Source organism: Klebsiella terrigena, from assembly GCF_006539725.1.
GTDB classification, from domain to species: Bacteria; Pseudomonadota; Gammaproteobacteria; order Enterobacterales; family Enterobacteriaceae; genus Klebsiella; species Klebsiella terrigena.
In genome coordinates, this window is record NZ_BJNO01000003.1 from 25,929 (window position 1) to 50,621 (window position 24,693).

The window sequence follows — 24,693 nt, forward strand, 5'->3', positions numbered from 1 at the left end:
GCTATTAAGGACTAAAACGGTATGGACCTGATCCGCTTTTTAATTGATTTCATCCTGCATATAGATGTACACCTGGCCGAACTGGTTGCCGAGTACGGTATCTGGGTTTATGCCATTCTGTTTTTGATTTTGTTTTGCGAAACAGGTCTGGTGGTGACACCGTTCCTGCCGGGAGATTCGCTGCTGTTTGTTGCCGGGGCGCTGTCAGCGCTGCCGACTAACGATCTGAACGTGCATCTGATGGTGGTGCTGATGGTTATCGCGGCGATTATCGGCGATGCCCTGAACTACACGATCGGCCGGCTGTTCGGTGAAAAGCTCTTCAGTAATCCTGATTCTAAAATCTTCCGCCGCAGCTATCTGGACAAGACCCACGCGTTCTACGAGCGTCACGGTGGCAAAACCATTATCCTCGCTCGCTTCGTGCCGATTGTCAGAACCTTTGCGCCATTTGTGGCGGGAATGGGCCACATGTCCTATCGTCATTTTGCGGCCTATAACGTTGTTGGCGCGCTGCTGTGGGTGCTGCTGTTCACCTATGCAGGCTACCTGTTTGGCGATTTACCGATCGTCCAGGAAAACCTGAAGCTGCTGATTGTGGCTATTATTCTCCTGTCCGTGCTGCCGGGGGTGATTGAAATCATTCGCCACAAGCGCGCGGCGGCGAAGCAGTCAAAATAATCACCGTAGCCTAATCATCTTCGGGCGGAGCGCCGCCGCCCGAAGAGTGAAGTGTGAGCGGTACGACCACTTTTTTATCCCATGTGACGGGATGTTATGATTTAATGTGCAACATTCATGGTCTGTAAGGGTCAAAAATGGCATTATGCGCCCCTTACGACAAAACTGGCATCGACCAGGTTCAGGCAGAAAGGTTATCAATGAGCTGGATTGAACGAATTAAAAGCAATATAACTCCCACCCGCAAGGCAAGCATTCCTGAGGGTGTATGGACCAAGTGCGACAGTTGCGGTCAGGTATTGTACCGCGCAGAGCTGGAGCGCAACCTGGAGGTTTGCCCTAAGTGCGATCACCATATGCGTATGTCGGCGCGTAATCGCCTGCATAGCCTGTTGGACGAAGGTTCCCTCGTGGAGCTGGGAAGCGAGCTCGAGCCGAAAGATGTGCTGAAGTTCCGCGATTCGAAAAAATACAAAGACCGCCTGGCGTCGGCTCAAAAAGAGACCGGCGAGAAAGATGCGCTGGTGGTCATGAAGGGCACCCTGTACGACATGCCGGTTGTCGCCGTTGCTTTTGAATTCGCCTTTATGGGCGGTTCGATGGGCTCGGTGGTGGGCGCGCGCTTCGTACGTGCCGTTGAACAGGCGTTGGAAGACAACTGCCCGCTGGTTTGCTTCTCAGCGTCCGGCGGCGCGCGTATGCAGGAAGCGCTGATGTCGCTGATGCAGATGGCGAAAACGTCAGCCGCGCTGGCGAAAATGCAGGAGCGCGGTTTACCGTATATCTCCGTGCTGACCGACCCGACGATGGGCGGCGTATCGGCGAGCTTTGCGATGCTCGGCGATCTTAACATCGCGGAACCGAAAGCGCTGATCGGCTTTGCCGGTCCTCGCGTTATCGAGCAAACCGTGCGCGAAAAGCTGCCGCCAGGATTCCAGCGCAGCGAGTTCCTGATTGAAAAAGGGGCGATCGACATGATCGTACGTCGCCCTGAAATGCGCCTGAAGCTGGCCAGTATTCTGGCGAAGCTGATGAATCTCCCGGCACCGTGCCCGGAGGTTCCTCATGAAGGCGACGCGGTACCACCGGTACCGGATCAGGAACCAGAGGCCTGATGATGCAGAGGGCAGGCCTGACGGTGCTGCCCTTTTTTTATATTCAAATAGCTACGCGACATCATCCTGACCTGACCGCTTCGCGGCACGCTGAAGGATGAGCGTATTTACCGTTAACTCTTGCGGACATCATGGAAAAAGAACCTATTCCTCAGGCCACGTCGCCCCTGGCTACGTGGCTTTCTTATCTGGAGCATCTGCACAGCAAAACTATCGATCTCGGGCTGACGCGGGTGAACGAAGTTGCCGGGCGGATGGCGGTAGTGAAACCCGCACCTTTCGTCTTTACGGTGGCGGGAACCAACGGTAAGGGGACCACCTGCCGTACGCTGGAATCGGTGCTGATGGCGGCGGGCTATAGGGTCGGCGTCTACAGTTCCCCACATCTGGTGCGCTATACCGAACGCGTTCGCGTGCAGGGAGAGGAGCTGCCGGAAGCGGCACATACCGCCTCTTTCGCCGAAATCGAAGCCGCGCGCGGTGAAATCTCCCTGAGCTATTTTGAGTTCGGTACGCTCTCCGCGCTGTGGCTGTTTAAGCAGGCGCAGCTGGATGTCGTTATCCTTGAGGTCGGGCTCGGCGGTCGCCTTGATGCGACAAATATCGTTGATGCCGATGTGGCGGTGGTGACCAGCATTGCGCTCGATCATACCGACTGGCTGGGGCCGGATCGCGAAAGCATCGGCCGCGAAAAGGCCGGTATTTTCCGCTCAGGCCGGCCGGCTATCGTCGGTGAACCGGATATGCCCCATACCATCGCCGACGTTGCGGCCGAGAAAGGCGCGGTGCTGCGGCGTCGCGGCGTTGACTGGCGCTACGCGAGCGGCGAGCAGGGGTGGGATTTCAGCGATGAGCAGGGGACGCTAGCGGGACTGCCGCTGCCTCAGGTGCCCATGCCGAATGCGGCGACGGCGCTTGCCGCGCTGCGCGCCAGCGGGCTGACGGTGAGCGAGCAGGCGATTCGCGACGGCATTAGGCAGGCGATGCTGCCCGGGCGTTTCCAGATAATTGGCGAGGCGCCGCGCGTGATCCTCGACGTTGCCCATAATCCGCACGCGGCGGCCTATCTGGCCGGGCGTCTCAAAAGCCTGCCGAAAACGGGGCGCGTGCTGGCGGTTATTGGTATGCTGCATGATAAGGATATTGCCGGTACGCTGGCAAACCTGATGGCTGAAGTTGATTGCTGGTACTGCGCGCCGCTGGAAGGGCCGCGTGGGGCAACGGCGGAGCAGCTACTGGAGCATTTGCGTACAGGGAGAGCCTGCGCAGACGTCGCTCAAGCATGGCATGCGGCCATGGCCGATGCCGGACCTGAAGATACGGTGCTGGTGTGTGGCTCATTCCACACGGTAGCGCACGTAATGGAAGAAATAGACGCGGGGAGAATCGGTGGCGAGTAAGTTTCAGAACCGTTTAGTCGGGACGATTGTGCTGGTGGCGCTGGGGGTCATTATCCTTCCAGGGCTGCTTGACGGTCAGAAAAAACACTATCAGGATGAGTTTGCGGCGATCCCGCTGGTGCCAAAGCCGGGCGATCGTGATGAGCCTGATATGCTACCGGCGGCAACGCAGGCCTTGCCTGCCCAGCCTCCGGAAGGGGCGGCAGAAGAGGTGAGGGCCGGAAATGCGGCGGCGCCGTCGCTGGATCCGTCGCGCATCCCGGTAAACAATAACAGCTTCGATGATGTCCAGGAGCCGGTTGTCGCGCCGAAGCCGCAGCCGAAACCTCAGGCCCAGCCGAAGCCGCAACCTCAGCCGCAGCAGCAGCCTAAGCCGGTCGAGAAGCCTCAGCAGCCGCAGCAGCAGCAGCAAACTGCCGCCCAGACGCCGGCGCCGAAGCCAGCTGAAATTCCTGCGCCGACTGGCAGAGCCTACGTGGTGCAGCTGGGCGCGCTGAAGAACGCGGACAAGGTCAACGAAATCGTCGGTAAGCTGCGCTCCTCCGGGTTCAAGGTTTACACGTCGCCTTCAACGCCGGTGCAGGGGAAAATCACCCGCATTCTGGTTGGCCCTGATGCCTCGAAAGATAAGCTGAAAGGCCAGCTTGGCGATCTGAAGCAGCTGTCGGGTCTGAGCGGCGTGGTGATGGGATACACGCCAAACTAGCCTTGCTATTCAGTCTGATAGCGTTGAAGAACGCCGAGGCTTGTGCCGGGAAAGGAGGTATTCTTCCTTGCGCGGTCAGGGTCGGGCAGATCGGTGGGCCGTCGGGCCCGCCACCCCGCTTGCTGTCGGCGAGCGAAGGGGCTGAATCCCTTACCTGACGCGCCCTGCAGAGGCGAAAGGCAGCATGGCGTTGAATGTTTTTTCAGCGCCATTTTTATTTCTGTAGGGCACGGAAATCCCTACGCAAACGTTTTCTTTTTCTGTTAGAATGCGCCCCGAACCGGACGACAGGGCGTAAAATCGTAGGATGTATATGGTCTGGATTGATTACGCCATTATTGCGGTGATTGGTTTTTCCTGTCTGGTAAGCCTGATCCGCGGCTTTGTTCGTGAAGCGTTATCGCTGGTAACCTGGGGATGTGCTTTCTTTGTTGCCAGTCATTACTACACTTACCTGGCTGTCTGGTTCACGGGCTTTGAAGACGAAATGGTCCGCAATGGGATTGCTATCGCGATACTGTTTATCGCAACGCTTATCGTCGGCGCTATCGTTAACTACGTGATTAGCGCACTGGTAGAGAAAACCGGCCTGTCGGGTACCGACAGGGTGTTAGGGATCTGTTTTGGCGCCCTCCGTGGCGTGCTGATTGTCTCGGCGATCCTGTTCTTTCTCGATAGTTTTACCGGTATGGCGAAGAGCGAAGACTGGCAAAAGTCGGAGCTTATCCCGCAGTTCAGTTTCGTTATCAGATGGTTTTTTGACTATCTGCAGAGCTCGTCAAGTTTCTTGCCCAAAGCATAAGCGTTGGGATGTAGCTGAACGAGGAAAAGACGTATGTGCGGTATTGTCGGTATCGCCGGTGTTATGCCGGTCAACCAGTCGATTTATGACGCGTTAACGGTGCTTCAGCATCGTGGCCAGGATGCCGCAGGCATCATCACCATTGATGCAAATAATTGCTTCCGCTTGCGTAAGGCAAACGGGCTGGTGAGCGATATTTTTGAGGCTCGCCACATGCAGCGTATGCAGGGCAACATGGGGATCGGCCACGTCCGTTACCCTACGGCTGGCAGCTCCAGCGCCTCCGAGGCTCAGCCTTTCTACGTTAACTCGCCGTATGGCATTACGTTGGCGCATAACGGTAACCTGACCAACGCGCACGAGCTGCGTAAAAAGCTGTTTGAAGAAAAACGCCGCCACATCAACACCACCTCCGATTCTGAGATTCTGCTCAATATTTTCGCCAGCGAGCTGGATAACTTCCGCCATTATCCGCTAGAAGCCGACAATATCTTTGCGGCAATTGCTGCGACCAATCGGCAGATTCGCGGCGCCTATGCCTGCGTGGCGATGATTATCGGCCACGGTATGGTGGCGTTTCGCGATCCGAACGGTATTCGCCCGCTGGTGCTGGGCAAGCGTGATATTGGCGACGGCCGTACCGAGTACATGGTGGCCTCCGAAAGCGTGGCGCTGGATACGCTGGGCTTTGAGTTCCTGCGCGACGTTGCGCCGGGTGAAGCGGTGTACATCACCGAAAAAGGCCAGCTGTTTACCCGCCAGTGTGCGGAGAACCCGGTCAGCAACCCGTGCCTCTTTGAGTACGTCTATTTTGCCCGTCCGGACTCCTTCATCGATAAGATCTCCGTCTACAGCGCTCGCGTGAATATGGGGACGAAGCTGGGCGAGAAGATTGCCCGCGAGTGGGAAGATCTGGACATTGACGTGGTCATTCCGATTCCGGAAACCTCCTGCGACATCGCGCTGGAAATTGCCCGTATTCTCGACAAGCCTTATCGTCAGGGCTTCGTTAAAAACCGCTACGTCGGCCGTACTTTTATCATGCCGGGTCAGCAGCTGCGTCGTAAATCAGTACGTCGTAAGCTCAACGCTAACCGCGCCGAGTTCCGTGATAAAAACGTCCTGCTGGTCGATGACTCCATCGTTCGCGGCACCACCTCGGAACAGATTATCGAGATGGCGCGCGAAGCGGGTGCGAAAAAGGTCTATCTGGCTTCCGCTGCGCCGGAAATTCGCTTCCCGAACGTCTACGGCATCGATATGCCGACGGCCACCGAGCTGATCGCTCACGGTCGTGAAGTTGACGAAATTCGGCAGATCATCGGCGCTGACGGCCTAATCTTCCAGGATCTGGACGATCTGATCGACGCCGTGCGGGCCGAGAATCCGGATATTCAGCAGTTTGAGTGTTCGGTATTTAATGGCGTGTACGTCACTAAGGACGTCGATCAGCAGTATCTGGATTATCTCGACTCCCTGCGTAACGACGATGCCAAAGCGGTGCAGCGTCAGAACGAAGTGGAAAACTTAGAGATGCATAACGAAGGCTAAACCGCGCCTTTGTTGTCAAAGCCCGCCGTCGGCAGACTGCGGGCTTTTTGTTTTTCGGGCCGCGGTTAGCGGGCCACCGGACTTGCGTCCGATGCTATAATCCGGCAAAGTCTGCGACTCTAAGCAGAAGGGGCAACCATCGTGAAACGACTTATCATTGGAATTTCTGGCGCCAGCGGTGCCGTTTACGGCGTGCGGCTGCTCCAGATATTGCGCGATGTCGCGGATGTTGAAACCCATCTGATCATGAGCCAGGCGGCGCGGCAGACTTTGGCGCTGGAGACCGACTACTCGCTGCGTGAAGTTCAGGGGCTGGCTGACGTCGTCCACGATGCCCGCGACATCGCCGCCAGCATCTCTTCCGGCTCGTTTAAAACGGCCGGGATGGTGATACTACCCTGCTCGATGAAAACGCTTTCAGGCATTGTTCATAGCTACACCGATGGTCTGCTGACCCGGGCGGCGGACGTGGTGCTGAAAGAGCGTCGTCCGCTGGTGCTCTGCGTGCGCGAAACGCCGTTCCACCTCGGACACCTGCGTCTGCTGGTCCAGGCGGCGGAAATGGGCGCGGTAATCATGCCCCCGGTGCCGGCCTTCTATCACCGCCCGCAAACCCTGGATGACGTGATCAATCAGACGGTCAATCGCGTTATCGATCAGTTCGATATCACGCTGCCGCAGGACCTGTTTGCCCGCTGGCAGGGGGCCTGATCGCGCGCTAAAATAGTGCGCTTTATGATTCTTTGCGCCCAGATGGTGCAATTTTGTCGCCCCGATCAAATCCTCAACATTTAATTTGTTTTTTTGCGTTTCGACGCTGCGGTTTCTCCGTTAATACTGGTATCTTCCCTTTCAAGACAATCCTGCAACTTTATATTAACAAATTTAACGCTGTTTCCAGCACGCACTGAGAAAATGGCACAAAAACTGCAGGATACGTCGGCACTACACATAACTAAACAACGCACCGCATAACAACATCACGACACTTAAGGGTATTGTATGAAGAAGACGATCCTGGCCCTCTCTTTAATTATGGGAATTAGCAGTGCTTCCAGCGTCTTTGCAGCTCTGCCGCAAAGCATCCGCATCGGTACCGATGCCACCTACGCGCCATTCTCCTCTAAGGATGCCAAAGGTGATTTCGTCGGCTTTGACATCGATTTGGGTAACGAACTCTGTTCGCGTATCAAGGTAAAATGTACCTGGGTAGGGAGTGATTTTGATTCACTGATCCCGTCGCTGAAGGCGAAGAAAATTGACGCCATCATCTCTTCATTATCGATTACCGAAAAACGTCAGCAGGAAATTGCCTTCTCTGACAAGCTTTATGCCGCAGACTCCCGTCTGATTGCGCCGAAAGGCTCCTCCATCCAGCCGACCCTGGAGTCGCTGAAGGGCAAACACGTCGGCGTGCTGCAGGGCTCTACTCAGGAGTCTTACGGTAACGAACGCTGGCGCAGTAAAGGCGTTGACGTGGTGGCCTATCAGAACCAGGACCTGATCTACTCTGACCTCGCCGCCGGCCGCCTTGACGCCGCGCTGCAGGATGAAGTGGCCGCCAGCGAAGGGTTCCTCAAACAGCCTGCCGGCAAAGATTTCGCCTTCGCCGGTCCCTCAGTCAAAGACAAACAGTTCTTCGGTGATGGCACCGGTATTGGCCTGCGCAAGGCGGATGGCGAGCTGAAAGCTGCCTTCGACAAAGCGTTGGGTGAAATGCGTAAAGACGGCACCTACGACAAGATGGCGAAGAAGTACTTCGACTTTAACGTTTACGGTGACTAAGCATGCCGTGGGCCCGGTATACCGGGCCCTTTAGCGTAGTGATAGCTATCAATGCCCCTTATTGGTGCATTCGTCGTATCGGCGTCTCATTTTGGTGCGAAAAATGCATAGTTAAGCGTTTCTGATGCGAAAAAATTTGCTCCCCGGCGCAGAATGTTTTGCCATATCGGGGAGAAAAGTGGCACGATAACTGGCTTAAGTACTTCTAATAAACCCATTAGAATGACAGTTTGTTGAGGATAGTTATGAAAAAACTGGCGTTGTCTCTTTCTTTAGCGCTGGCCCTTTCCAGCGTTTCCACGGTATTCGCAGCAATTCCGCAAAAGGTTCGTATCGGTACAGATCCCACTTATGCCCCGTTTGAATCGAAAAATGCGCAGGGTGAGTTGATTGGTTTTGACATCGATCTGGCCAAAGAGCTGTGTAAGCGCATCAATACGCAATGTACCTTCGTTGAAAACCCGCTGGACGCGCTGATCCCCTCTTTAAAAGCGAAGAAAATCGATGCGATTATGTCTTCGCTTTCTATTACTGAAAAACGCCAGCAGGAAATTGCCTTCACCGACAAACTTTATGCCGCCGATTCCCGCCTGGTGGTGAAAAAGGGCAGCGATATCACGCCGGATCTGACTCGTCTGAAGGGCAAGCGTATCGGCGTGCTGCAGGGCACAACCCAGGAAACTTACGGCAACGAGCACTGGGCGCCAAAAGGGATTGAGATTGTCTCCTATCAGGGCCAGGACAATATCTATTCCGACCTGACCGCTGGCCGCATTGACGCTGCGTTCCAGGATGAAGTGGCCGCCAGCGAAGGCTTCCTCAAGCAGCCGGTAGGTAAAGACTATCAGTTCGGCGGCCCGTCCATTAAGGACGAGAAGCTGTTTGGCGTCGGTACCGGCATGGGCCTGCGTAAAGACGACAACGAGCTGCGCGAAGCGCTGAACAAAGCCTTCGCTGAAATGCGCAAAGATGGCACCTACGACAAGCTGGCGAAAAAATATTTCGATTTTAACGTGTACGGCGACTAACCATCACGCGTACGCCACCGCGCGTCTCTTTGCGCGCGGTGGTCGATGATAGACAGGGCAGACAGCATGCTGTACGGGTTTTCACAGGTAATATTGCAGGGCGCTCTTGTCACGCTGGAGCTGGCCCTTAGTTCGGTTGTGCTGGCGGTCCTGATTGGTCTGGCCGGCGCCGGCGCGAAGCTATCGAGCAATCGACCGCTGGCGCTGGTATTTGAAGGCTACACCACCTTAATTCGCGGCGTGCCGGATCTGGTGCTGATGCTGCTGATTTTCTACGGGCTGCAGATCGCGCTGAACACGCTCACCGATGCGCTGGGAATGTCGCAGTTTGATATCGACCCGATGATTGCGGGCATCATCACGCTGGGCTTTATCTACGGCGCGTACTTTACGGAAACCTTCCGTGGCGCTTTCCTCGCGGTACCGAAAGGACATATCGAAGCGGCGACCGCCTTTGGTTTCAGCGGCGGGCAGACGTTCCGGCGCATTCTATTCCCGGCGATGATGCGCTATGCGCTGCCGGGGATCGGCAACAACTGGCAGGTTATCCTGAAAGCCACGGCGCTGGTTTCGCTGCTGGGGCTGGAGGATGTGGTGAAAGCGACGCAGCTGGCGGGGAAAAGCACCTGGCAGCCGTTCTATTTTGCCATCGTCTGTGGCCTGATTTATCTCGTATTTACAACGATTTCCAATGGTGTGCTGCTGCTGCTTGAACGCCGTTATACCGTGGGCGTGAAGAGGGCTGACCTGTGATTGAGATTATTCAGGAGTACTGGAAATCCCTGCTGTGGACCGACGGCTACCGCTTTACCGGCGTCGCCATCACGCTGTGGCTGTTAATCTCCTCGGTGGTGATGGGCGGCGTGCTGGCGATTTTTCTCGCCATCGGGCGCGTCTCCAGCAATAAGTACATTCAGTTTCCGATCTGGCTTTTTACCTATATTTTCCGCGGCACGCCGCTCTACGTGCAGCTGCTGGTGTTTTACTCCGGTATGTATACGCTGGAAATTGTCAAAGGTACCGAGCTGCTGAACGCCTTCTTCCGCAGCGGCCTGAACTGCACGGTGCTGGCGCTAACGCTGAATACCTGTGCCTATACGACGGAGATTTTTGCCGGGGCAATTCGTTCGGTTCCCGCCGGTGAAATTGAGGCGGCGCGGGCGTATGGTTTTTCATCGGCCAAACTGTATCGCTGCATTATTCTCCCCTCCGCGCTGCGCATCGCGCTGCCGGCGTACAGTAATGAAGTGATTCTGATGCTGCACTCCACCGCGCTGGCCTTTACCGCCACGGTGCCGGATCTGCTGAAAATTGCCCGTGATATTAACTCGGCGACCTATCAGCCGTTTACCGCCTTCGGCATTGCCGCGGTGCTGTACTTAATTATCTCGTATGTGCTGATTAGCCTGTTCCGCAAGGCGGAAAAGCGCTGGTTGCAGCATATAAAACCTTCTTCGACGCACTGAGAACGCCATGTCCGACAATAAATTAAACGTTATCGATCTTCATAAACGTTACGGCGAGCATGAGGTACTGAAAGGTGTCTCGATGCGGGCAGAAGCCGGGGACGTTATCAGCATCATCGGCTCATCGGGTTCCGGTAAAAGTACCTTTTTGCGCTGTATTAACTTCCTTGAGAAACCGAGCGAAGGCACGATTGTGGTGAGCGGGCAGAATATTGGCCTGGTGCGCGACAAGGATGGTCAGCTTAAGGTTGCGGATAAAAACCAGCTGCGCCTGCTGCGCACCCGTCTGACGATGGTATTCCAGCATTTCAACCTGTGGAGCCATATGACGGTGCTGGAAAACGTCATGGAAGCGCCCATTCAGGTGCTGGGGCTGAGCAAGCAGGAAGCGCGAGTGCGGGCAGAGAAGTACCTGGCGAAAGTCGGCATTGACGAGCGTCAGCAGATCAAATATCCGGTGCATCTCTCCGGCGGTCAGCAGCAGCGCGTTTCCATTGCGCGCGCGCTGGCGATGGAGCCTGAAGTCCTTCTGTTCGACGAACCGACCTCCGCGCTCGACCCTGAGCTGGTGGGAGAAGTGCTGCGCATTATGCAGCAGCTGGCGGAAGAGGGGAAAACGATGGTGGTGGTGACGCACGAAATGGGCTTTGCCCGCCACGTTTCCTCGCACGTTATTTTCCTTCATCAGGGCAAAATTGAAGAGGAAGGCCATCCTGATGAGCTTTTCGGTAATCCGAAAAGCCCGCGTCTGCAGCAGTTCCTCAAGGGTTCGTTGAAGTAAATTTCACGCTCTCCCGGCGGGGTTAACCCTGCCGGGACAGGATCAGCGCTCCAGGCGATAGATCCAGTCATCGTAGTCAACGCCGTCCAGATGCCAGGCCTTTTCGAGGATCTGGATCCGCCGGAAACCGTGCTTTTCCAGCAGCCGCGAAGAACCTGAATTATCCCCGATGACCCACGCATTAATCGCGTTAACGCCGAGCCGGGCAAATCCATAGCGGCAAACCGCCTCCAGCGCTTCGCTGGCATAGCCATTCCCCTGAGCCTCAGGCAACAGGGCGTAGCCGACGTCGGCTTCGTGCGGATTTTTACTGCTGATGCGCAGGCCGATGTCGCCAAGAGCCTCGCCGCGGCTATCGCGTAGCACGAATACGCCGGATGCCTCACGCCGCGCATCGAAGACGTTTCGCAGCGCTTTCTCGTCAAGGATTGGCCCCATAAAGCGCATCACCTGAGGGTCGCTGCGCAGGCGCAGGAAAAAGGGCCAGTCGGATTCGGTGAACGGGGAGAGCAGCAGGCGCGAGGTGGTTAGCGTAATCATAAGCGGGCCATGACGGAGGATCGTCCGTTAACCTTAACACCAGAAAGTCCCGGATAACACGATCCTGTCCCGATCGTTGCGGCGGTTACCCGGCGGCCGGTGAGGCTGGCTGCAGCTTGTCGAGCCCATGAAAATAGTGCATCACGGTTTCGCTCTGCTGAGAGGCCCGCAGCTGCAGGGCCAGATTCAGGCTGTCGAGGACTTCCGCGTGTACCACCAGCGGTGAGTCTGCCGCAATTCTTGCTTCCGCGACCAGCCAGCTGACAATGGTTTTCCAGCGCCACAGCGGCGAGTTGCCTTTTACGCGCTGTACGGGGCCGGGGAATTTGCCGGAGCCGCGCGCCCCGTCTTTCAGCAGGGCAACGGCCTGTCGTGAAAGACCGGTGAGTTCGGCGATATCGCTTAGGCCCACCAGCGTGGCGTCAACGGACTCGACCCGGGCGTTCAGCTTCGATGCGGATTCGATGTTATCGATGGCAGACAGAATCGCCCGTTCGAGGGATTCGCTTTCGCGATCGAACTCCAGATACACCGCCGTTCCGTAAAAACAAACCAGCGCGTCGGCACAGCCGGCGCGATACAGCGCGTCCTCGAGATCTGGCGTGTGGGCGCTAACGCCTGAAAGCGTCAGGGTAAAGTTATAGAGGGTCATAGTTTGCGCTCCTTATGATTAAACCAGGCCGTCGACGTTGAACGACAGCGGTCGACCATCCTGATAATTTGCCTCGCGTGGTTCTCGGGAACGGCAGGAGTAGACCAGATGCTCATCATGTGTTCGCGATGATTGGCCGTACCGCACCTGAGCCGTCCGAAGCAGTGCGCGCTTTTCCCACCAGCAATAAAAATCCACCCCGGGCGCGAGCATAGTCGATGGCTGCCCTAATGTGCTTATCCGGATGTTCCTTCATCAATGTGTCCTCAGATACTGAACGTTATGTTGACGGTTGTCAACAGTATTGTGTCGAAAAAACAAACACCGGGACGTTATGACAGAGAGCGGGAAAGAACGCTGGAACGAGCTTCACGGCAATAAGTGAACGGCGGTGGGAGATTGGATTACTGCGAGATAGCTTCCACGGGCGGCAGGAGAGCAGGAGAGCAGGAGAGCAGGCGAGCAGGAGAGCCCGGGAGAGCATTAATAAATCTCCCGGGATTAAATTGGGTTAGCCAAGGACGTCTTTTAGCGCTTCTTCTAAATCGTACCAGCGAAAGCCAAAGCCCGCGGCTTCCAGGCGTTTTGGCAACGCGCGCTGGCCGCCGAGCACCAGTACCGATGATTCACCCATAAGCAGGCGTATCGCCGCCGCCGGGACGCGAAAAATAGCCGGGCGATTTAGCGCCTGGCCAAGCGCGTGGGCGAACTGTTCGTTGCGTACCGGATAAGGCGAAACCATGTTGAAGGGGCCGCGCAGGTCGTTATCCAACAGCCACAGAATAGCGTTAACCATATCGTCGATATGGATCCACGCCAGATACTGCCTGCCGCTGCCGATAGGGCCACCAAGGCCGAGCTTAAAGGCAGGGGTCATTTTGGCAAGGATGCCGCCTCTGGATGCCAGCACAACGCCGGTTCGCAGCAGGCAGACGCGGGTGCGGTCGCTTTGCGCTTCGCAGGCCAGCTGTTCCCAGCGGGCGCAGAGTTTGTGGGTGAACTCATTGTGCGGCGGCTCTTCTTCGGTGACAACAACCTCCCCCAGGTCGCCATAATAACCTGCCGCAGAGCCGCTAATCAGCACCGCAGGCGGGGTGTCGCTGGCGTTGATGAGCGCGACCAGCTTTTGCGTGATGTCCCAGCGGCTGTGGCACAGGCGCTGCTTTTGCTCCGCCGTCCAGCGCTTGTCGGCGATAGGCTCGCCCGCCAGATTGATAACGGCGTCAATGTCGTTGAGGTGCTGGTGATTGTCAAAGCCGCGCCACAGCGTGACGCGGGGATCGAGCCGGGCGCGGGCTTTTTCCGGGCTGCGCGTGGATACCGTTACGTTATGCCCCAGCTCAAGCAGCCGGGGGATGAGATGTCGACCAATCAGGCCGGTACCGCCGGTAAGCAGAATCTTCATAGCGCCTCCCTAAGAAGCCTACCGCCGCCAGCTCATGGTCATTGATACCGAGTCGGCGTAGCGTAGTGCATAAAGTTTATCGATCTCAACTTCAGCATAAGTGACCCAGTGATGTTCGCATGCGATATCGAGCACATCCTGAGTTAATTTTTCCAGTAAGGAGAAGCGGTTATTCTCTATATGGCTGATGATACGCTTGGTGATGGTGCGGTAATTCAGCGCATCGTTGATATCTTCGCTGTTGCGTGATTGATCCGCTGGGTAGTGAATGGCGACATTGACCACCACATCCTGACGGTTAGCAATCTCTTCCTCTTTAATACCAATAAAAGTACGCAAGCGTAGGTTCTTTATACGAATAATGGCGTCTGGCTGAGACATTGCAGGCTTCCTCCGTGTTGTAATTTCCGCAATCATACATGAAAGCAGGTCGTGCGAGCAGGGGGTTAAGATTGCTGAATTTTCAGCAACGCCTCGGCGGTTGCAGGGCGCTGGCGAATACGCTCAAACCAGTTATGTACCGCCGGGAAGTTTGCCAGATCGATACGCTGTCGCTGATGCGCGTTAATCCACGGCCAGCAGGCGATATCGGCAATGCTGTAGCGCTCGCCGCCGAGCCACGGGCTGACCTCCAGACGCCGGTTGAGCACGCTATATAGCCGCTGCGTTTCCACCTGATAGCGCTCAATGGCATAGGGAACCGTCTGCGGCGCTGAATGGTTAAAGTGCTGATTTTGCCCCAGCATCGGCCCCAATCCGCCCACCTGCCAGAACAGCCACTGCAGCGTAACGTGGCGCTCGCGCAGCTCTCCGCTCAGCAGCTTTGCCGATTTCTCGGCGAGATAGAGCAGAATGGCCCCGGATTCGAACAGGCTTAGCGGCGCTCCGCCGTCAACGGGAACGTGGTCGACTATCGCCGGGATTTTATTGTTGGGTGAGAGGATGAGAAACTGCGGGCGGAACTGTTCGCCCTTGTTGATATCGACCCGAATCAGCCGATAGGCCAGCTCAGCCTCTTCGAGGAACAGAACGATTTTTTGGCCGTTTGGGGTGGGTGCGTAGTAAAGATCGATCATGATGTCTCCCGCCGTCGTGGGTCGCCAGTTTTCGAGTATAGGTGACCTGGCGTATTACGGGAGCGCAGGGAGCGGAAATTCAGCGCGCCGCGGTGGCCGGAGCCCTCATTTCGCGCACCAGAGCGATAAACGCCTGCAGCCCCGGTGGGATATGGCGGCGGCCCGGGTAGTAGAGAGAGAGGCCGCCAAAAGAAGGACACCAGTCGTCCATCACGCTGATAAGCCTGCCGCCGGCAAGATCGTCCTGGATAAACCAGTCAGAAATAAACGCCAGCCCGATCCCCGCCAGCGCCGCGCGGTGAATGGCCTGCATCTCGCTAAGAATAATGCGCGGCGGGACGTTAAGCGCCATTTTTTGCCCATCCCGCTCGAGCTCCCAGCGATAAATTCCGCCGTGAGACATACGCATGCCAATCCCCTGATGATGCATAAGATCGTCCGGACCGAATGGAACGCCATGCCGGGCAAAATAGTCCGGGGTGCCGACGATCAGCATCCGCGCGTTGGGCGTCAGGGCGACGGCAATCATGTCCTGTGGCAGCGACTCCGCCAGGCGGATCCCCGCGTCGTAGCCTTCGGCAACGATATCCACCAGCCGGGATTCGGTGGTGATATCCAGGCGCATGGATGGGTAGCGCTTGAGGAAGGTCTCGAAAATATCAAACAGCAGGGCAACGCTTTCGCGCGGCGCGTTGATCCGCAGCGTCCCGCTCGGCATTTCAGGCCGGGTGGCGACCTCCTCCGAGGCGCGCTGGATTTCGGCTACGGCGGGCGCTATCCGCTCAACGTAACGCTGTCCGGCTTCGGTCAACGCGACGCTGCGGGTCGTACGATTGAACAGGCGCACGTTCAGGCGGGCCTCCAGTCCGGCAACGGCGTTGCTGACGGCGGTTGCCGACATACCCAGCTCCCGGGCCGCTGCCCGAAAGCTTTGCCGGTGCGCGACGGCGAGGAGGACTTCGAGTTCGGTAATACCGCTACGCTGCATAATTATCCCGATTTTCGTAACAGACTGTGTTGATTATACCTGCTTATCGCGGCAATACGACGACCCTATACTGCCGGGTATCCAACAAGATGGGGAGAGCGTTATGCAGAACATCGACCAAATTTATATCAACGGCCAGTTTGTCACGCCGCACGGTAGCGAAGAGTTTGCGCTGTTTAATCCGACGACCGAAGCGACGATTGGCCGGGTCCGCCTGGCTGATGAACGGGACGCAGAGCAGGCGATTGCTGCGGCAAAAGCGGCATTTCCGGCGTGGTCGCGGACGACGAAAGAGGCGCGTTTGGCGGTACTGGAACGCATGTATCTTGCCGTTCAGGCGCGGGAGGCCGACCTGCTGGAAGCGATTGTCACGGAATACGGCGCACCGGCTTCCCGCTCGCAATGGATGGCGACGTGGCCGGCGCAAACCATCAGGCAGGCGATGGTCACGCTGGAGCGCTTTGAGTTCGTCGAGCAGGCCGGGCGTGCCCGGGTGGTGATGACGCCGCTCGGCGTCGCGGGATTGATTACGCCGTGGAACAGCGATGCCGGTTTTATTTGCAGCAAGCTGGCGACGGCGATGGCTGCGGGCTGTACGGCGGTGATTAAGCCGAGCGAGATGAGCGCCTGGCAGACGCAAATTATTAGCGAAGCGCTGCACGCGGCCGGGATCCCGGCGGGGGTATTTAATATCGTCACCGGGCGCGGTGAGATCGTGGGGGATGTGATTAACCATCACCCCGATATCGCAAAAATTTCGTTTACCGGCTCAACCGCCGTCGGCAAACATATTATCGAAAGCGGGGCGCAAACGCTCAAGCGCGTGACGCTGGAGCTTGGGGGCAAGTCGCCCACCGTGATTCTTGATGATGCGGATATCGAGCAGGCGGTTCCGCTGGCGCTGGCGGCCGGGTTTATGAACAGCGGGCAGGCGTGCGTTGCGGGCACGCGTATTTTGGTCCCCGCCCGGCGCCAGGCCGAGTTTGAGCAGGCCATTGTGCAGGCCGTGGAAGCCGACTATACGTCTGGCGACCCGCGCGATCCGCGGACCGTGATTGGCCCGATGGTCAGCCATAAGCAGTGGCAGCGGGTGCAGGATTATATCCGCCTTGGCCAGCAGGAGGGCGCCCGGGTGCTGACGGGAGGCGTTGGCCGGCCGCAGGGCATGGAAAAAGGCTGGTGCGTTAAACCGACCGTGTTCAGCGATGCGCATAATCAGATGCGTATCGCGCGGGAAGAGATTTTTGGCCCGGTGCTGGTCATTATCCCTTATCAGGACGAGGCTGAAGCGATTGCGATCGCTAACGACACCGCGTATGGACTGAGCGCGCTGGTACTATGCGGCGATCGCCAGCGCGGGACGGAGGTGGCGCTGGCGATTGAGTCCGGGCGCGTGCTGGTTAATACCCTCGAACATGAGCCGCAGGCGCCGTTTGGCGGGTTCAAGCAATCCGGGGTGGGGCGTGAAATGGGGAGATGGGGAATGCAGGCCTATCTGGAGCCGAAAACGCTGCTCGTTGGCTAGTGCAAAATCCTCATGGTGCGGTAAGTGACATCCCTCAGAAGACAGGATATGTTGCTTTATCGCCCCATTATTAATTGAGGATGCCATGAGCCAGCCGGTCATTACCCTGTGGTCCGATTCCGATTTTTTCTCTCCGTACGTGATGTCAGTCTACGTTTCCCTGCAGGAGAAGAGCCTGCCTTTTACGCTTAAAACCGTCAATCTGGACAGCGGCGAACACCTGCAGGCGGGCTGGAAGGGATACTCCTGCACCCGGCGCGTGCCGCTGCTGGAAGTTGACGATTTTGCCCTCAGCGAATCGTCCGCGATTAGCGAATATCTCGACGAGCGTTTTGCGCCGCCGGAGTGGGAGCGGCTCTATCCCCACGATCTGCAAAAGAGAGCCCGCGCCCGCCAGGTTCAGGCCTGGCTGCGCAGCGATCTGCTGCCCATTCGCGAAGAGCGCTCTACCGACGTTATCTTCGCCGGACAAAAGAAACCGGCCCTTAGCGCGGCGGGGCGCAGGAGCGCGGAAAAACTATTCGAGACCGCTTCCGAACTGCTGGCCCACGGCGGCACCAATCTGTTCGGCGAATGGTCAATTGCCGATACTGACCTCGCACTGATGCTCAACCGGCTGGTGCTTAACGGCGATGAGGTGCCGGAGCGGCTGGCAGATTACGCCGCCTTCCAGTGGCAGCGGGCGTCCGTTCAGCGCTATGCCGCACTGTCGGCCAAACGAGCCGGCTGATTCGCGTTCGCGGTTCCGCTATCATGGGGCATCGTAATGCGTGGAGATGAAAAAATGCGGCTGATGTTTGCATCGGATATTCATGGCTCTTTGCCCGCCGCCGAGCGCGTGCTGGAACGGTTCGCGCAGAGCGGGGCGCAGTGGTTGATTATTCTGGGTGACGTGCTCAACCACGGGCCGCGTAACGCTCTCCCTGAGGGCTACGCGCCGGCAGAAGTTGCCGGGAAGCTCAATGGCGCTGCGGCGCGCATTATTGCCGTACGCGGCAACTGCGACAGCGAGGTCGATCAGATGCTGCTGGACTTTCCCATCACCGCGCCCTGGCAGCAGGTTCTGACTGAACGGTGTCGGCTGTTTCTGACTCACGGGCATCTGTACAGCCCCGAAAAATTGCCGTCGCTCTGCGCTGGCGATGTCCTGGTTTATGGTCATACTCATATTCCGGTAGCCGAGAAGCGCGGCGATATTTTTCTCTTTAACCCCGGTTCCGTGAGCATCCCCAAAGGGGGATTTCCCGCCAGCTATGGCCTCCTTGACGGGGATCGGTTGCAGGTTTTAGCACTCGATGATCATCAGGTTATTGCAGAGGTGGCAATTAACCCGTAATTTACCCCCAACCGTAAAGACGCGCCGCAAGAGCGCTTTAAAAAGTAAGGTTTCCTGATGGCGGAACAGAACGATTTGGCAAGCACAGAATGGGTAGATATCGTTAATGAAAACAATGAGGTGATAGCGCAATCGAGCCGCGAGCAAATGCGCGCGCAGTGCCTGCGCCATCGTGCAACCTACATTGTCGTTCATGATGGGATGGGCAAAATTCTGGTGCAGCGTCGTACCGAGATAAAAGATTTTCAGCCGGGCATGCTGGATGCCACCGCCGGTGGCGTGGTGCAGGCCGACGAGCAGCTGCTGGATTCAGCGCGTCGAGAGGCCGAAGAGGAGCTGGGCATTGCAGGCGTCCCCTTTGCCGACCACGGCCAGTTCTACTACGAAGATAAGCACTGCCGCGTCTGGGGAAGCCTGTTTAGCTGCGTGTCGCACGGTCCCTTTGCTTTGCAGGAAGAAGAGGTCAGCGAAGTGTGCTGGCTGACGCCGGAAGAGATCACCGCCCGCTGCGATGAGTTCACCCCGGATTCGTTAAAAGCGCTGGCGCTGTGGATGACCCGCAATGCCAACAACGAGTCGGCAAAACCGGAAAAGCAGGAAGAGGCCGAGTAGCCGCCTAGCAGCTATCCCGCAGGCATAAACTGGAGACGATGGGTTTTCTGCCGCTCCAGTTTCCTTCATTAAGGCGCTCCAGAAGGGCGCGTCCAGCTTCAATACCAATCTTGTGATGCGGTACCGCCATCGTGGTTAGCGGCGGCTGGCAGACCCGGCTGACATCGCTATCGCCGAAGCCGACGACCGCCAAATCGTCAGGGACTTTAATGCGTCGACGCTGGCACTCATACAGCGCGCCGCACGCCAGCTCGTCAGAAACGCAGACCAGCGCATCCAGCTCCGGCCACGCCAGCAAAAATTCCGGTAGCTGCGAAGCGCCGGTGGAAAAACTGGGAGGAAGCGCGGCGTTAATTACCCGATTCGGCGACATATGGTGGCGCAGCATCGCTTTGTACCACCCCTGCAGATGCTGCTGAAAAATCCACTGCTCCTGGTTGGCGCACAGCAGGCCGATATTCTGATAGCCGCGATGGATGAGCATTTCAGTGAGCTCGAACATGGCGGCAACGTTATCAATGCCGATATTCATGTCAATCGGGTCGGCGCGCATGGCGCCCATCTCCATCACCGGAATCGACGCGTTATTCAGCCAGTGGCGTACGGTGTCGCTATGTTCAACGCTGAGCAGAATAGCGGCCGCAATGTTCGACGCCAGCAGCGTTTCCAGCAGCTTCTCTTCTTGTTCAAGGCGATGCTGCGACTCCGCCAGCATAATCTGGTAACCCGCCGGTTGCAGCACCTGCTGTAGCCCGGCAAACATCGCGGAGCAGCCCGCTTCGGCAAGATTTGGCACCACCATGGCTATCGTTCTTGAGGAGGCGGAAGCCAGCGCGCTGGCGGCCAGATTGGGCATATATCCCAGCTCCTGCACCGCGGCTTCTATTTTTTCACGAAGCTTGTCGGAAACCTGCTCCGGCGTGCGCAGCGCACGCGAGACGGTCATCGTGCCCACGCCGGCAAGCTGGGCAACATCGGCGATCGTCACCTTACCGGTACTACGCCGTTTTCGGGTTAGAGACATACACATTCCTGCTGAACAGACGCTTTTCATTAGCATCCATCACTTTACGTTTCAGGGAGTATACGCCTTAAATCCACATTTTTGCTGCGTTTTCATATGATGATTGCGAATTGATAGCGCTATCACAATTTTGAATGTTATCTGTTGGTAGCGCTATCTTTGTGATCGCCGTCGCAGCTAACTGCTGTGCGCTTGAATAAAGTTTGCCCATCTTTTGCTAAAAGACGGGGGAGATAAAATGCTCAGTAAATGGATCTTTGATGCCACTATCACGCTCCGGCAGAGCGTAGAAGAGTGGCCTCAGGCTCTTGAGGTTTGTGCCAGGCCGCTGCTCGAGGCTGGCGTTATTGCGCCCGAGTACGTGACCGCGATTGTGGAACAACATGCGAAGCTGGGGCCCTACTATGTGCTGGCGCCAGGGCTGGCAATGCCGCATGCGCGGCCGGAAGAGGGGGCCAGAGGCCTCGGCCTTTCGCTGCTGAAGCTGGAGCAGGGCGTGTCGTTTGGTTCAGAAGAGTTCGACCCGGTCGATATTATTATTATGCTGGCGGCGCCCGACAAGCACAGTCATATCGAGATGATTTCCGCGCTGGCTGAATTATTTTCCAGTGACGAAGATATGGCGCAATTACATCAGGCGAAAACCCTGGAGGAAATTAAAACGATAATCGCGCGATTCTGATCTTATCCATAACCTGATTTATAACCCATTACGCCCGGCGTGATGCGGATCAACTGTACCCAAAAAAGGTGATAACAATGAAAATTATGGCGATTTGCGGTTCTGGCCTGGGCAGTAGTTTTATGGTTGAAATGAATATTAAAAAAGTACTTAAAAAGCTCGAAATTGAAGCGGAAGTTGAACACTCCGATCTCTCATCGGCAACGCCGGGAGCGGCAGATTTATTCGTGATGGCTAAAGATATCGCTGCCAGCGCCAGCGTGCCGGAAAGCCAGCTGGTGGTGATTACCAACATCATCGACATCAATGAACTCGAAGCGCAGCTGCGCGCGTGGTTCGCCAAACAATAACTATTTGTAGCGAGGCGGATATGTTTATCCTTGAAACGCTGAATTTTGTTGTTGATATTCTGAAAGTGCCCTCGGTGCTGGTGGGGTTAATTGCGCTGATCGGCCTGGTGGCACAAAAAAAATCATTTTCTGACGTCGTCAAAGGAACGATTAAAACCATTCTTGGCTTTATTGTTTTGGGCGGTGGGGCGACGGTATTAGTCGGCTCGCTGAATCCGCTGGGAGGCATGTTTGAACACGCCTTTAATATCCAGGGGATTATTCCAAATAACGAGGCGATTGTTTCTATTGCCCTCGAAAAATACGGCGCGTCAACCGCGCTGATTATGGCCTTTGGGATGGTTGCGAATATCATCGTCGCCCGCTTTACGCGGCTGAAGTATATCTTCCTGACCGGGCATCATACCTTCTATATGGCCTGTATGATCGGCGTGATCCTCACCGTGGCTGGCTTCGAAGGCGTCGGGCTGGTGTTTACCGGCTCGCTGATCTTAGGCCTGGTGATGGCGTTCTTCCCGGCGCTGGCGCAGCGCTATATGAAGCGAATTACCGGAACCGATGATATCGCCTTCGGCCACTTCGGTACCCTGGGCTACGTGCTTTCGGGCTGGATTGGCAGCGTCTGTGGAAAAGGCTCCCGCTCCACCGAAGAGATGAATCTGCCGAAGAACCTCAGCTTCCTGCGCGACAGCTCCATCTCTATCTCCCTGACGATGATGATTATCTACCTGATCATGGCCGTAAGCGCCGGGCGCGAGTATGTAGAAAGCACCTTCAGCGGCGGCCAGAATTATCTGGTCTACGCCATCATCATGGCGATTACCTTCGCCGCCGGGGTGTTCATCATCCTGCAAGGGGTGCGTCTGATCCTCGCGGAAATCGTGCCGGCATTTACCGGATTCTCAGAAAAGCTGGTGCCGAACGCGCGTCCTGCGCTGGACTGCCCGGTGGTCTACCCGTATGCGCCCAACGCGGTGCTGATCGGCTTCCTGTTCAGCTTCCTCGGTGGTCTGGTGGGGCTGTTCCTGCTCGGACAAATGAGTCTGGTGCTGATTCTACCGGGCGTCGTGCCGCACTTTTTCACCGGCGCGACGGCGGGAGTCTTCGGCAACGCCACCGGCGGTCGTCGGGGCGCAATGATTGGCGCGTTTGCCAACGGCCTGCTGATCACCTTCTTGCCGGTGCTGCTGCTGCCGGTTCTGGGGGCGATCGGTTTTGCCAATACCACCTTCTCTGACGCAGACTTCGGCGCAATCGGCATCGTGCTCGGCAACCTGGCGCGCTACCTGTCGCCGTTTGCGATTACGGGTCTTGTTGTGGCGCTGTTCGCTCTGCTGGTTGCGTACAACGTCTTTGCGAAGAAGAAACCTGCGGGCAATGGCGCGCAGGAGAATACCGGAGCCAAATCATGAATGTGCAAGAAGTGACCCAACTGGCGCGCGACATTCGCGTCGCCACGCTTAAATCGCTGACCAATCTGGGTTTTGGCCACTATGGCGGCAGCATGTCGGTCGTCGAAACGCTGGCGGTGCTGTACGGCGCGGTGATGAAAATCGACCCCGCCGACCCGGACTGGCCGGAGCGCGACTACTTTGTGCTGTCAAAAGGACATGCCGGTCCGGCGCTCTACAGCACCTTAGCCATCAAGGGCTATTTTCCGATGGAAGAGCTCAGCACGCTGAACCATAACGGCACCCGTCTGCCGAGCCACCCGGACCGCCTGAAAACGCGGGGAGTCGATGCGACCACCGGTTCGCTGGGGCAGGGGATTTCCATCGCCGGCGGCATGGCGCTCTCGCATAAGCTGGCCGGGCGCCCGAATCGGGTATTCTGCATTGTCGGCGACGGCGAGCTCAACGAGGGGCAGTGCTGGGAGGCGTTTCAGTTTATCGCCCACCATCGCCTGAATAACCTGACGGTGTTTGTTGACTGGAACAAACTGCAGCTCGACGGCGCGCTCGACGAAATTATCCGCGCCTTTAACCTGGAGGAGAAGTTCCGCGCCTTTGGTTTTGACGCCATCACCGTGAAGGGGGATGACATTGTCGGGCTGCTGGAGGCGGTACAGCCCGTGCCGGCCGCCGATGCCCGTCCGCGGGTGGTGATCCTCGACAGCATTAAAGGGCAGGGCGTGCCGTATCTCGAGCAGCTCAGCAACTCCCATCACCTGCGCCTGACGGATGAGATGACTGCGGCGCTGAATGAGACGATTCGTCAACTGGAGGCCGCACATGATTAACGTCGCACCCGCAGGACAAAAAGACGCCGTGGAAATGCGCAAAGTGTACGCTGGCTTTGTCGCCCGGCAGATTGAGGCCGGGAGCGACATTATCGCCCTCGAGGCCGATCTGATGAGTTCGATGGCAATGGACGGCGTGGCGCGGGATTATCCGCAGCACGTGATCAACTGCGGCATCATGGAGGCCAACGTTATCGGGACCGCCGCTGGCCTGTCGCTGACCGGACGCCAGCCGTTTGTTCATACCTTTACCGCGTTTGCCAGCCGTCGCTGCTTCGACCAGCTGTTTATGGCGCTGGATTATCAGCGTAACAACGTCAAGGTGATTGCCTCCGACGCCGGCGTTACCGCCTGCCATAACGGCGGCACCCATATGTCGTTTGAAGATATGGGGATTGTTCGCGGCCTGGCGCACTCGGTGGTGCTGGAGGTCACCGATGCGGTGATGTTCGACGATATCCTGCGCCAGCTGATGAAGCTTCACGGTTTCTACTGGGTGCGTACCATCCGCAAGCAGGCGCCGAGCGTCTACGCCCCGGGCTCAACGTTTACCATCGGCAAGGGCAACGTGCTGCGGGAAGGCGAAGATATTACCCTGATCGCCAACGGCATTATGGTGGCCGAGGCGCTGGAGGCGGCGCGACAGCTCGAACAGGAAGGCGTCAGCGCGGCGGTGATTGACATGTTTACCCTCAAGCCTATCGACCGCATGCTGGTGAAAAATTATGCCGAGAAAACCGGGCGTATCGTGACCTGCGAAAACCACAGTATTCACAACGGGCTGGGCTCAGCCGTCGCCGAGGTGCTGGTGGAAACCTGTCCGGTGCCGATGCGCCGCGTGGGGGTGAAGGAGCGCTATGGTCAGGTCGGTACCCAGGATTTCCTGCAGAAGGAGTATGGCCTGACGGCCCACGATATTGTGTCGGCGGCGAGAGAGCTGCTGTAAATA

General features: G+C 57.1%; 29 protein-coding genes and 1 pseudogene. 21 read left to right on the forward strand and 9 right to left on the reverse strand.

The features are described 5' to 3' along the window. Positions 1-21 precede the first annotated feature (21 nt). The 7 genes from RTE01_RS05070 (at position 22) to RTE01_RS05100 (ending at position 6,966) form a co-directional block, all read left to right on the forward strand. Positions 22-681, forward strand: a complete 660-nt coding sequence (locus RTE01_RS05070) for a DedA family protein (protein WP_041146598.1) — start codon at positions 22-24, stop codon at positions 679-681. Between the two features lie 200 nt (positions 682-881). Then, positions 882-1,796: an acetyl-CoA carboxylase, carboxyltransferase subunit beta gene (gene accD, locus RTE01_RS05075; protein ID WP_041146597.1), complete on the forward strand. Its 915-nt coding sequence runs from the start codon at positions 882-884 to the stop codon at positions 1,794-1,796. Positions 1,797-1,927: 131 nt separating this feature from the next. Beyond that, the gene (folC, locus tag RTE01_RS05080) at positions 1,928-3,196 is read left to right on the forward strand and encodes a bifunctional tetrahydrofolate synthase/dihydrofolate synthase (protein WP_141334755.1); all 1,269 of its coding nucleotides are present in this window, start codon (positions 1,928-1,930) and stop codon (positions 3,194-3,196) included. Continuing rightward, on the forward strand, positions 3,186-3,902 hold the full coding sequence (gene dedD, locus RTE01_RS05085) for a cell division protein DedD (protein WP_134527181.1): 717 nt from the start codon (positions 3,186-3,188) through the stop codon (positions 3,900-3,902). The genes folC and dedD overlap by 11 nt, the downstream gene beginning before the upstream one ends. Before the next feature lie 313 nt (positions 3,903-4,215). After that, entirely contained in the window at positions 4,216-4,704 is a 489-nt protein-coding gene (gene cvpA, locus RTE01_RS05090; RefSeq protein ID WP_041147709.1) for a colicin V production protein, read from the forward strand. 33 nt (positions 4,705-4,737) lie between these two features. After that, positions 4,738-6,255 carry an amidophosphoribosyltransferase gene (gene purF, locus RTE01_RS05095; protein WP_041146594.1) on the forward strand — a complete coding sequence of 506 codons (1,518 nt, stop codon included), beginning with the start codon at positions 4,738-4,740 and terminating at the stop codon, positions 6,253-6,255. 141 nt (positions 6,256-6,396) lie between these two features. Then, positions 6,397-6,966 carry a UbiX family flavin prenyltransferase gene (locus tag RTE01_RS05100; protein ID WP_041146593.1) on the forward strand — a complete coding sequence of 190 codons (570 nt, stop codon included), beginning with the start codon at positions 6,397-6,399 and terminating at the stop codon, positions 6,964-6,966. Between the two features lie 80 nt (positions 6,967-7,046). Here the strand turns inward: RTE01_RS05100 and RTE01_RS26130 are convergent, their stop codons facing one another. After that, a complete protein-coding gene (locus RTE01_RS26130; RefSeq protein WP_161795682.1) occupies positions 7,047-7,208 on the reverse strand; it encodes a hypothetical protein in 162 nt (53 codons plus the stop codon). 49 nt (positions 7,209-7,257) lie between these two features. Here RTE01_RS26130 and argT point away from each other — a divergent pair, with 49 nt between their 5' ends. The 5 genes from argT (at position 7,258) to hisP (ending at position 11,315) form a co-directional block, all read left to right on the forward strand. Continuing rightward, on the forward strand, positions 7,258-8,040 hold the full coding sequence (gene argT / locus RTE01_RS05105; protein ID WP_041146592.1) for a lysine/arginine/ornithine ABC transporter substrate-binding protein ArgT: 783 nt from the start codon (positions 7,258-7,260) through the stop codon (positions 8,038-8,040). Positions 8,041-8,285: 245 nt separating this feature from the next. Then, the gene (gene hisJ / locus RTE01_RS05110) at positions 8,286-9,068 is read left to right on the forward strand and encodes a histidine ABC transporter substrate-binding protein HisJ (RefSeq protein ID WP_041146591.1); all 783 of its coding nucleotides are present in this window, start codon (positions 8,286-8,288) and stop codon (positions 9,066-9,068) included. 66 nt (positions 9,069-9,134) lie between these two features. Continuing rightward, positions 9,135-9,821 carry a histidine ABC transporter permease HisQ gene (locus tag RTE01_RS05115; protein WP_041146590.1) on the forward strand — a complete coding sequence of 229 codons (687 nt, stop codon included), beginning with the start codon at positions 9,135-9,137 and terminating at the stop codon, positions 9,819-9,821. Further along, positions 9,818-10,534 (forward strand): ABC transporter permease, encoded by a 717-nt coding sequence (locus tag RTE01_RS05120; protein WP_041146589.1) that lies wholly within the window; start codon positions 9,818-9,820, stop codon positions 10,532-10,534. The genes RTE01_RS05115 and RTE01_RS05120 overlap by 4 nt, the downstream gene beginning before the upstream one ends. Before the next feature lie 7 nt (positions 10,535-10,541). Beyond that, a complete protein-coding gene (gene hisP, locus RTE01_RS05125; RefSeq protein WP_041146588.1) occupies positions 10,542-11,315 on the forward strand; it encodes a histidine ABC transporter ATP-binding protein HisP in 774 nt (257 codons plus the stop codon). A 42-nt stretch (positions 11,316-11,357) separates the two neighbouring features. Here the strand turns inward: hisP and RTE01_RS05130 are convergent, their stop codons facing one another. The 7 genes and pseudogenes from RTE01_RS05130 to RTE01_RS05160 all read right to left on the reverse strand — a co-directional run bounded on the left by RTE01_RS05130 (position 11,358) and on the right by RTE01_RS05160 (position 15,976). Continuing rightward, complete coding sequence (locus tag RTE01_RS05130; RefSeq protein ID WP_115192174.1) at positions 11,358-11,855, reverse strand: GNAT family N-acetyltransferase; 498 nt, start codon at positions 11,853-11,855, stop codon at positions 11,358-11,360. 85 nt (positions 11,856-11,940) lie between these two features. Further along, positions 11,941-12,507 (reverse strand): helix-turn-helix transcriptional regulator, encoded by a 567-nt coding sequence (locus RTE01_RS05135; RefSeq protein ID WP_134527178.1) that lies wholly within the window; start codon positions 12,505-12,507, stop codon positions 11,941-11,943. Continuing rightward, positions 12,504-12,763, reverse strand: a pseudogene (locus tag RTE01_RS26350) (hypothetical protein). The gene RTE01_RS05135 and the pseudogene RTE01_RS26350 overlap by 4 nt, the downstream one beginning before the upstream one ends. A 255-nt stretch (positions 12,764-13,018) precedes the next feature. Beyond that, positions 13,019-13,912 carry a TIGR01777 family oxidoreductase gene (locus RTE01_RS05145; RefSeq protein ID WP_076945802.1) on the reverse strand — a complete coding sequence of 298 codons (894 nt, stop codon included), beginning with the start codon at positions 13,910-13,912 and terminating at the stop codon, positions 13,019-13,021. A gap of 18 nt (positions 13,913-13,930) precedes the next feature. Continuing rightward, positions 13,931-14,293 (reverse strand): dihydroneopterin triphosphate 2'-epimerase, encoded by a 363-nt coding sequence (gene folX / locus RTE01_RS05150; RefSeq protein WP_041146583.1) that lies wholly within the window; start codon positions 14,291-14,293, stop codon positions 13,931-13,933. A gap of 65 nt (positions 14,294-14,358) precedes the next feature. After that, entirely contained in the window at positions 14,359-14,988 is a 630-nt protein-coding gene (gene yfcG, locus RTE01_RS05155) for a GSH-dependent disulfide bond oxidoreductase (protein WP_141334757.1), read from the reverse strand. Between the two features lie 79 nt (positions 14,989-15,067). Then, positions 15,068-15,976: a LysR family transcriptional regulator gene (locus RTE01_RS05160; protein WP_115192177.1), complete on the reverse strand. Its 909-nt coding sequence runs from the start codon at positions 15,974-15,976 to the stop codon at positions 15,068-15,070. A 103-nt stretch (positions 15,977-16,079) separates the two neighbouring features. Here RTE01_RS05160 and RTE01_RS05165 point away from each other — a divergent pair, with 103 nt between their 5' ends. From RTE01_RS05165 to yfcD, 4 genes are all read left to right on the forward strand, one after another. After that, entirely contained in the window at positions 16,080-17,501 is a 1,422-nt protein-coding gene (locus tag RTE01_RS05165) for an aldehyde dehydrogenase family protein (RefSeq protein ID WP_141334759.1), read from the forward strand. A gap of 85 nt (positions 17,502-17,586) precedes the next feature. Further along, the gene (gene yfcF / locus RTE01_RS05170; RefSeq protein ID WP_123551769.1) at positions 17,587-18,231 is read left to right on the forward strand and encodes a glutathione transferase; all 645 of its coding nucleotides are present in this window, start codon (positions 17,587-17,589) and stop codon (positions 18,229-18,231) included. A 54-nt stretch (positions 18,232-18,285) separates the two neighbouring features. Further along, entirely contained in the window at positions 18,286-18,837 is a 552-nt protein-coding gene (gene yfcE, locus RTE01_RS05175) for a phosphodiesterase (RefSeq protein WP_041147708.1), read from the forward strand. A 57-nt stretch (positions 18,838-18,894) separates the two neighbouring features. Then, positions 18,895-19,449, forward strand: coding sequence for an NUDIX hydrolase YfcD (gene yfcD, locus RTE01_RS05180; protein WP_045856070.1), 555 nt, complete (start codon positions 18,895-18,897; stop codon positions 19,447-19,449). Between the two features lie 4 nt (positions 19,450-19,453). On the opposite strand, the gene RTE01_RS05185 is transcribed toward yfcD, so the two are convergent. Beyond that, positions 19,454-20,473: a LacI family DNA-binding transcriptional regulator gene (locus tag RTE01_RS05185; RefSeq protein ID WP_041146577.1), complete on the reverse strand. Its 1,020-nt coding sequence runs from the start codon at positions 20,471-20,473 to the stop codon at positions 19,454-19,456. A 238-nt stretch (positions 20,474-20,711) separates the two neighbouring features. Here RTE01_RS05185 and RTE01_RS05190 point away from each other — a divergent pair, with 238 nt between their 5' ends. The 5 genes from RTE01_RS05190 to RTE01_RS05210 all read left to right on the forward strand — a co-directional run bounded on the left by RTE01_RS05190 (position 20,712) and on the right by RTE01_RS05210 (position 24,690). Then, the gene (locus tag RTE01_RS05190; RefSeq protein ID WP_141334761.1) at positions 20,712-21,155 is read left to right on the forward strand and encodes a PTS sugar transporter subunit IIA; all 444 of its coding nucleotides are present in this window, start codon (positions 20,712-20,714) and stop codon (positions 21,153-21,155) included. Between the two features lie 77 nt (positions 21,156-21,232). Beyond that, entirely contained in the window at positions 21,233-21,505 is a 273-nt protein-coding gene (locus RTE01_RS05195) for a PTS sugar transporter subunit IIB (RefSeq protein WP_041146575.1), read from the forward strand. A gap of 20 nt (positions 21,506-21,525) precedes the next feature. Next, positions 21,526-22,917 carry a PTS ascorbate transporter subunit IIC gene (locus RTE01_RS05200; RefSeq protein WP_041146574.1) on the forward strand — a complete coding sequence of 464 codons (1,392 nt, stop codon included), beginning with the start codon at positions 21,526-21,528 and terminating at the stop codon, positions 22,915-22,917. Then, positions 22,914-23,744, forward strand: coding sequence for a transketolase (locus RTE01_RS05205; protein ID WP_041146573.1), 831 nt, complete (start codon positions 22,914-22,916; stop codon positions 23,742-23,744). Before RTE01_RS05200 ends, RTE01_RS05205 begins: the two co-directional genes overlap by 4 nt. Next, positions 23,737-24,690 carry a transketolase family protein gene (locus RTE01_RS05210; protein WP_123551766.1) on the forward strand — a complete coding sequence of 318 codons (954 nt, stop codon included), beginning with the start codon at positions 23,737-23,739 and terminating at the stop codon, positions 24,688-24,690. Before RTE01_RS05205 ends, RTE01_RS05210 begins: the two co-directional genes overlap by 8 nt. Positions 24,691-24,693: the final 3 nt, after the last annotated feature.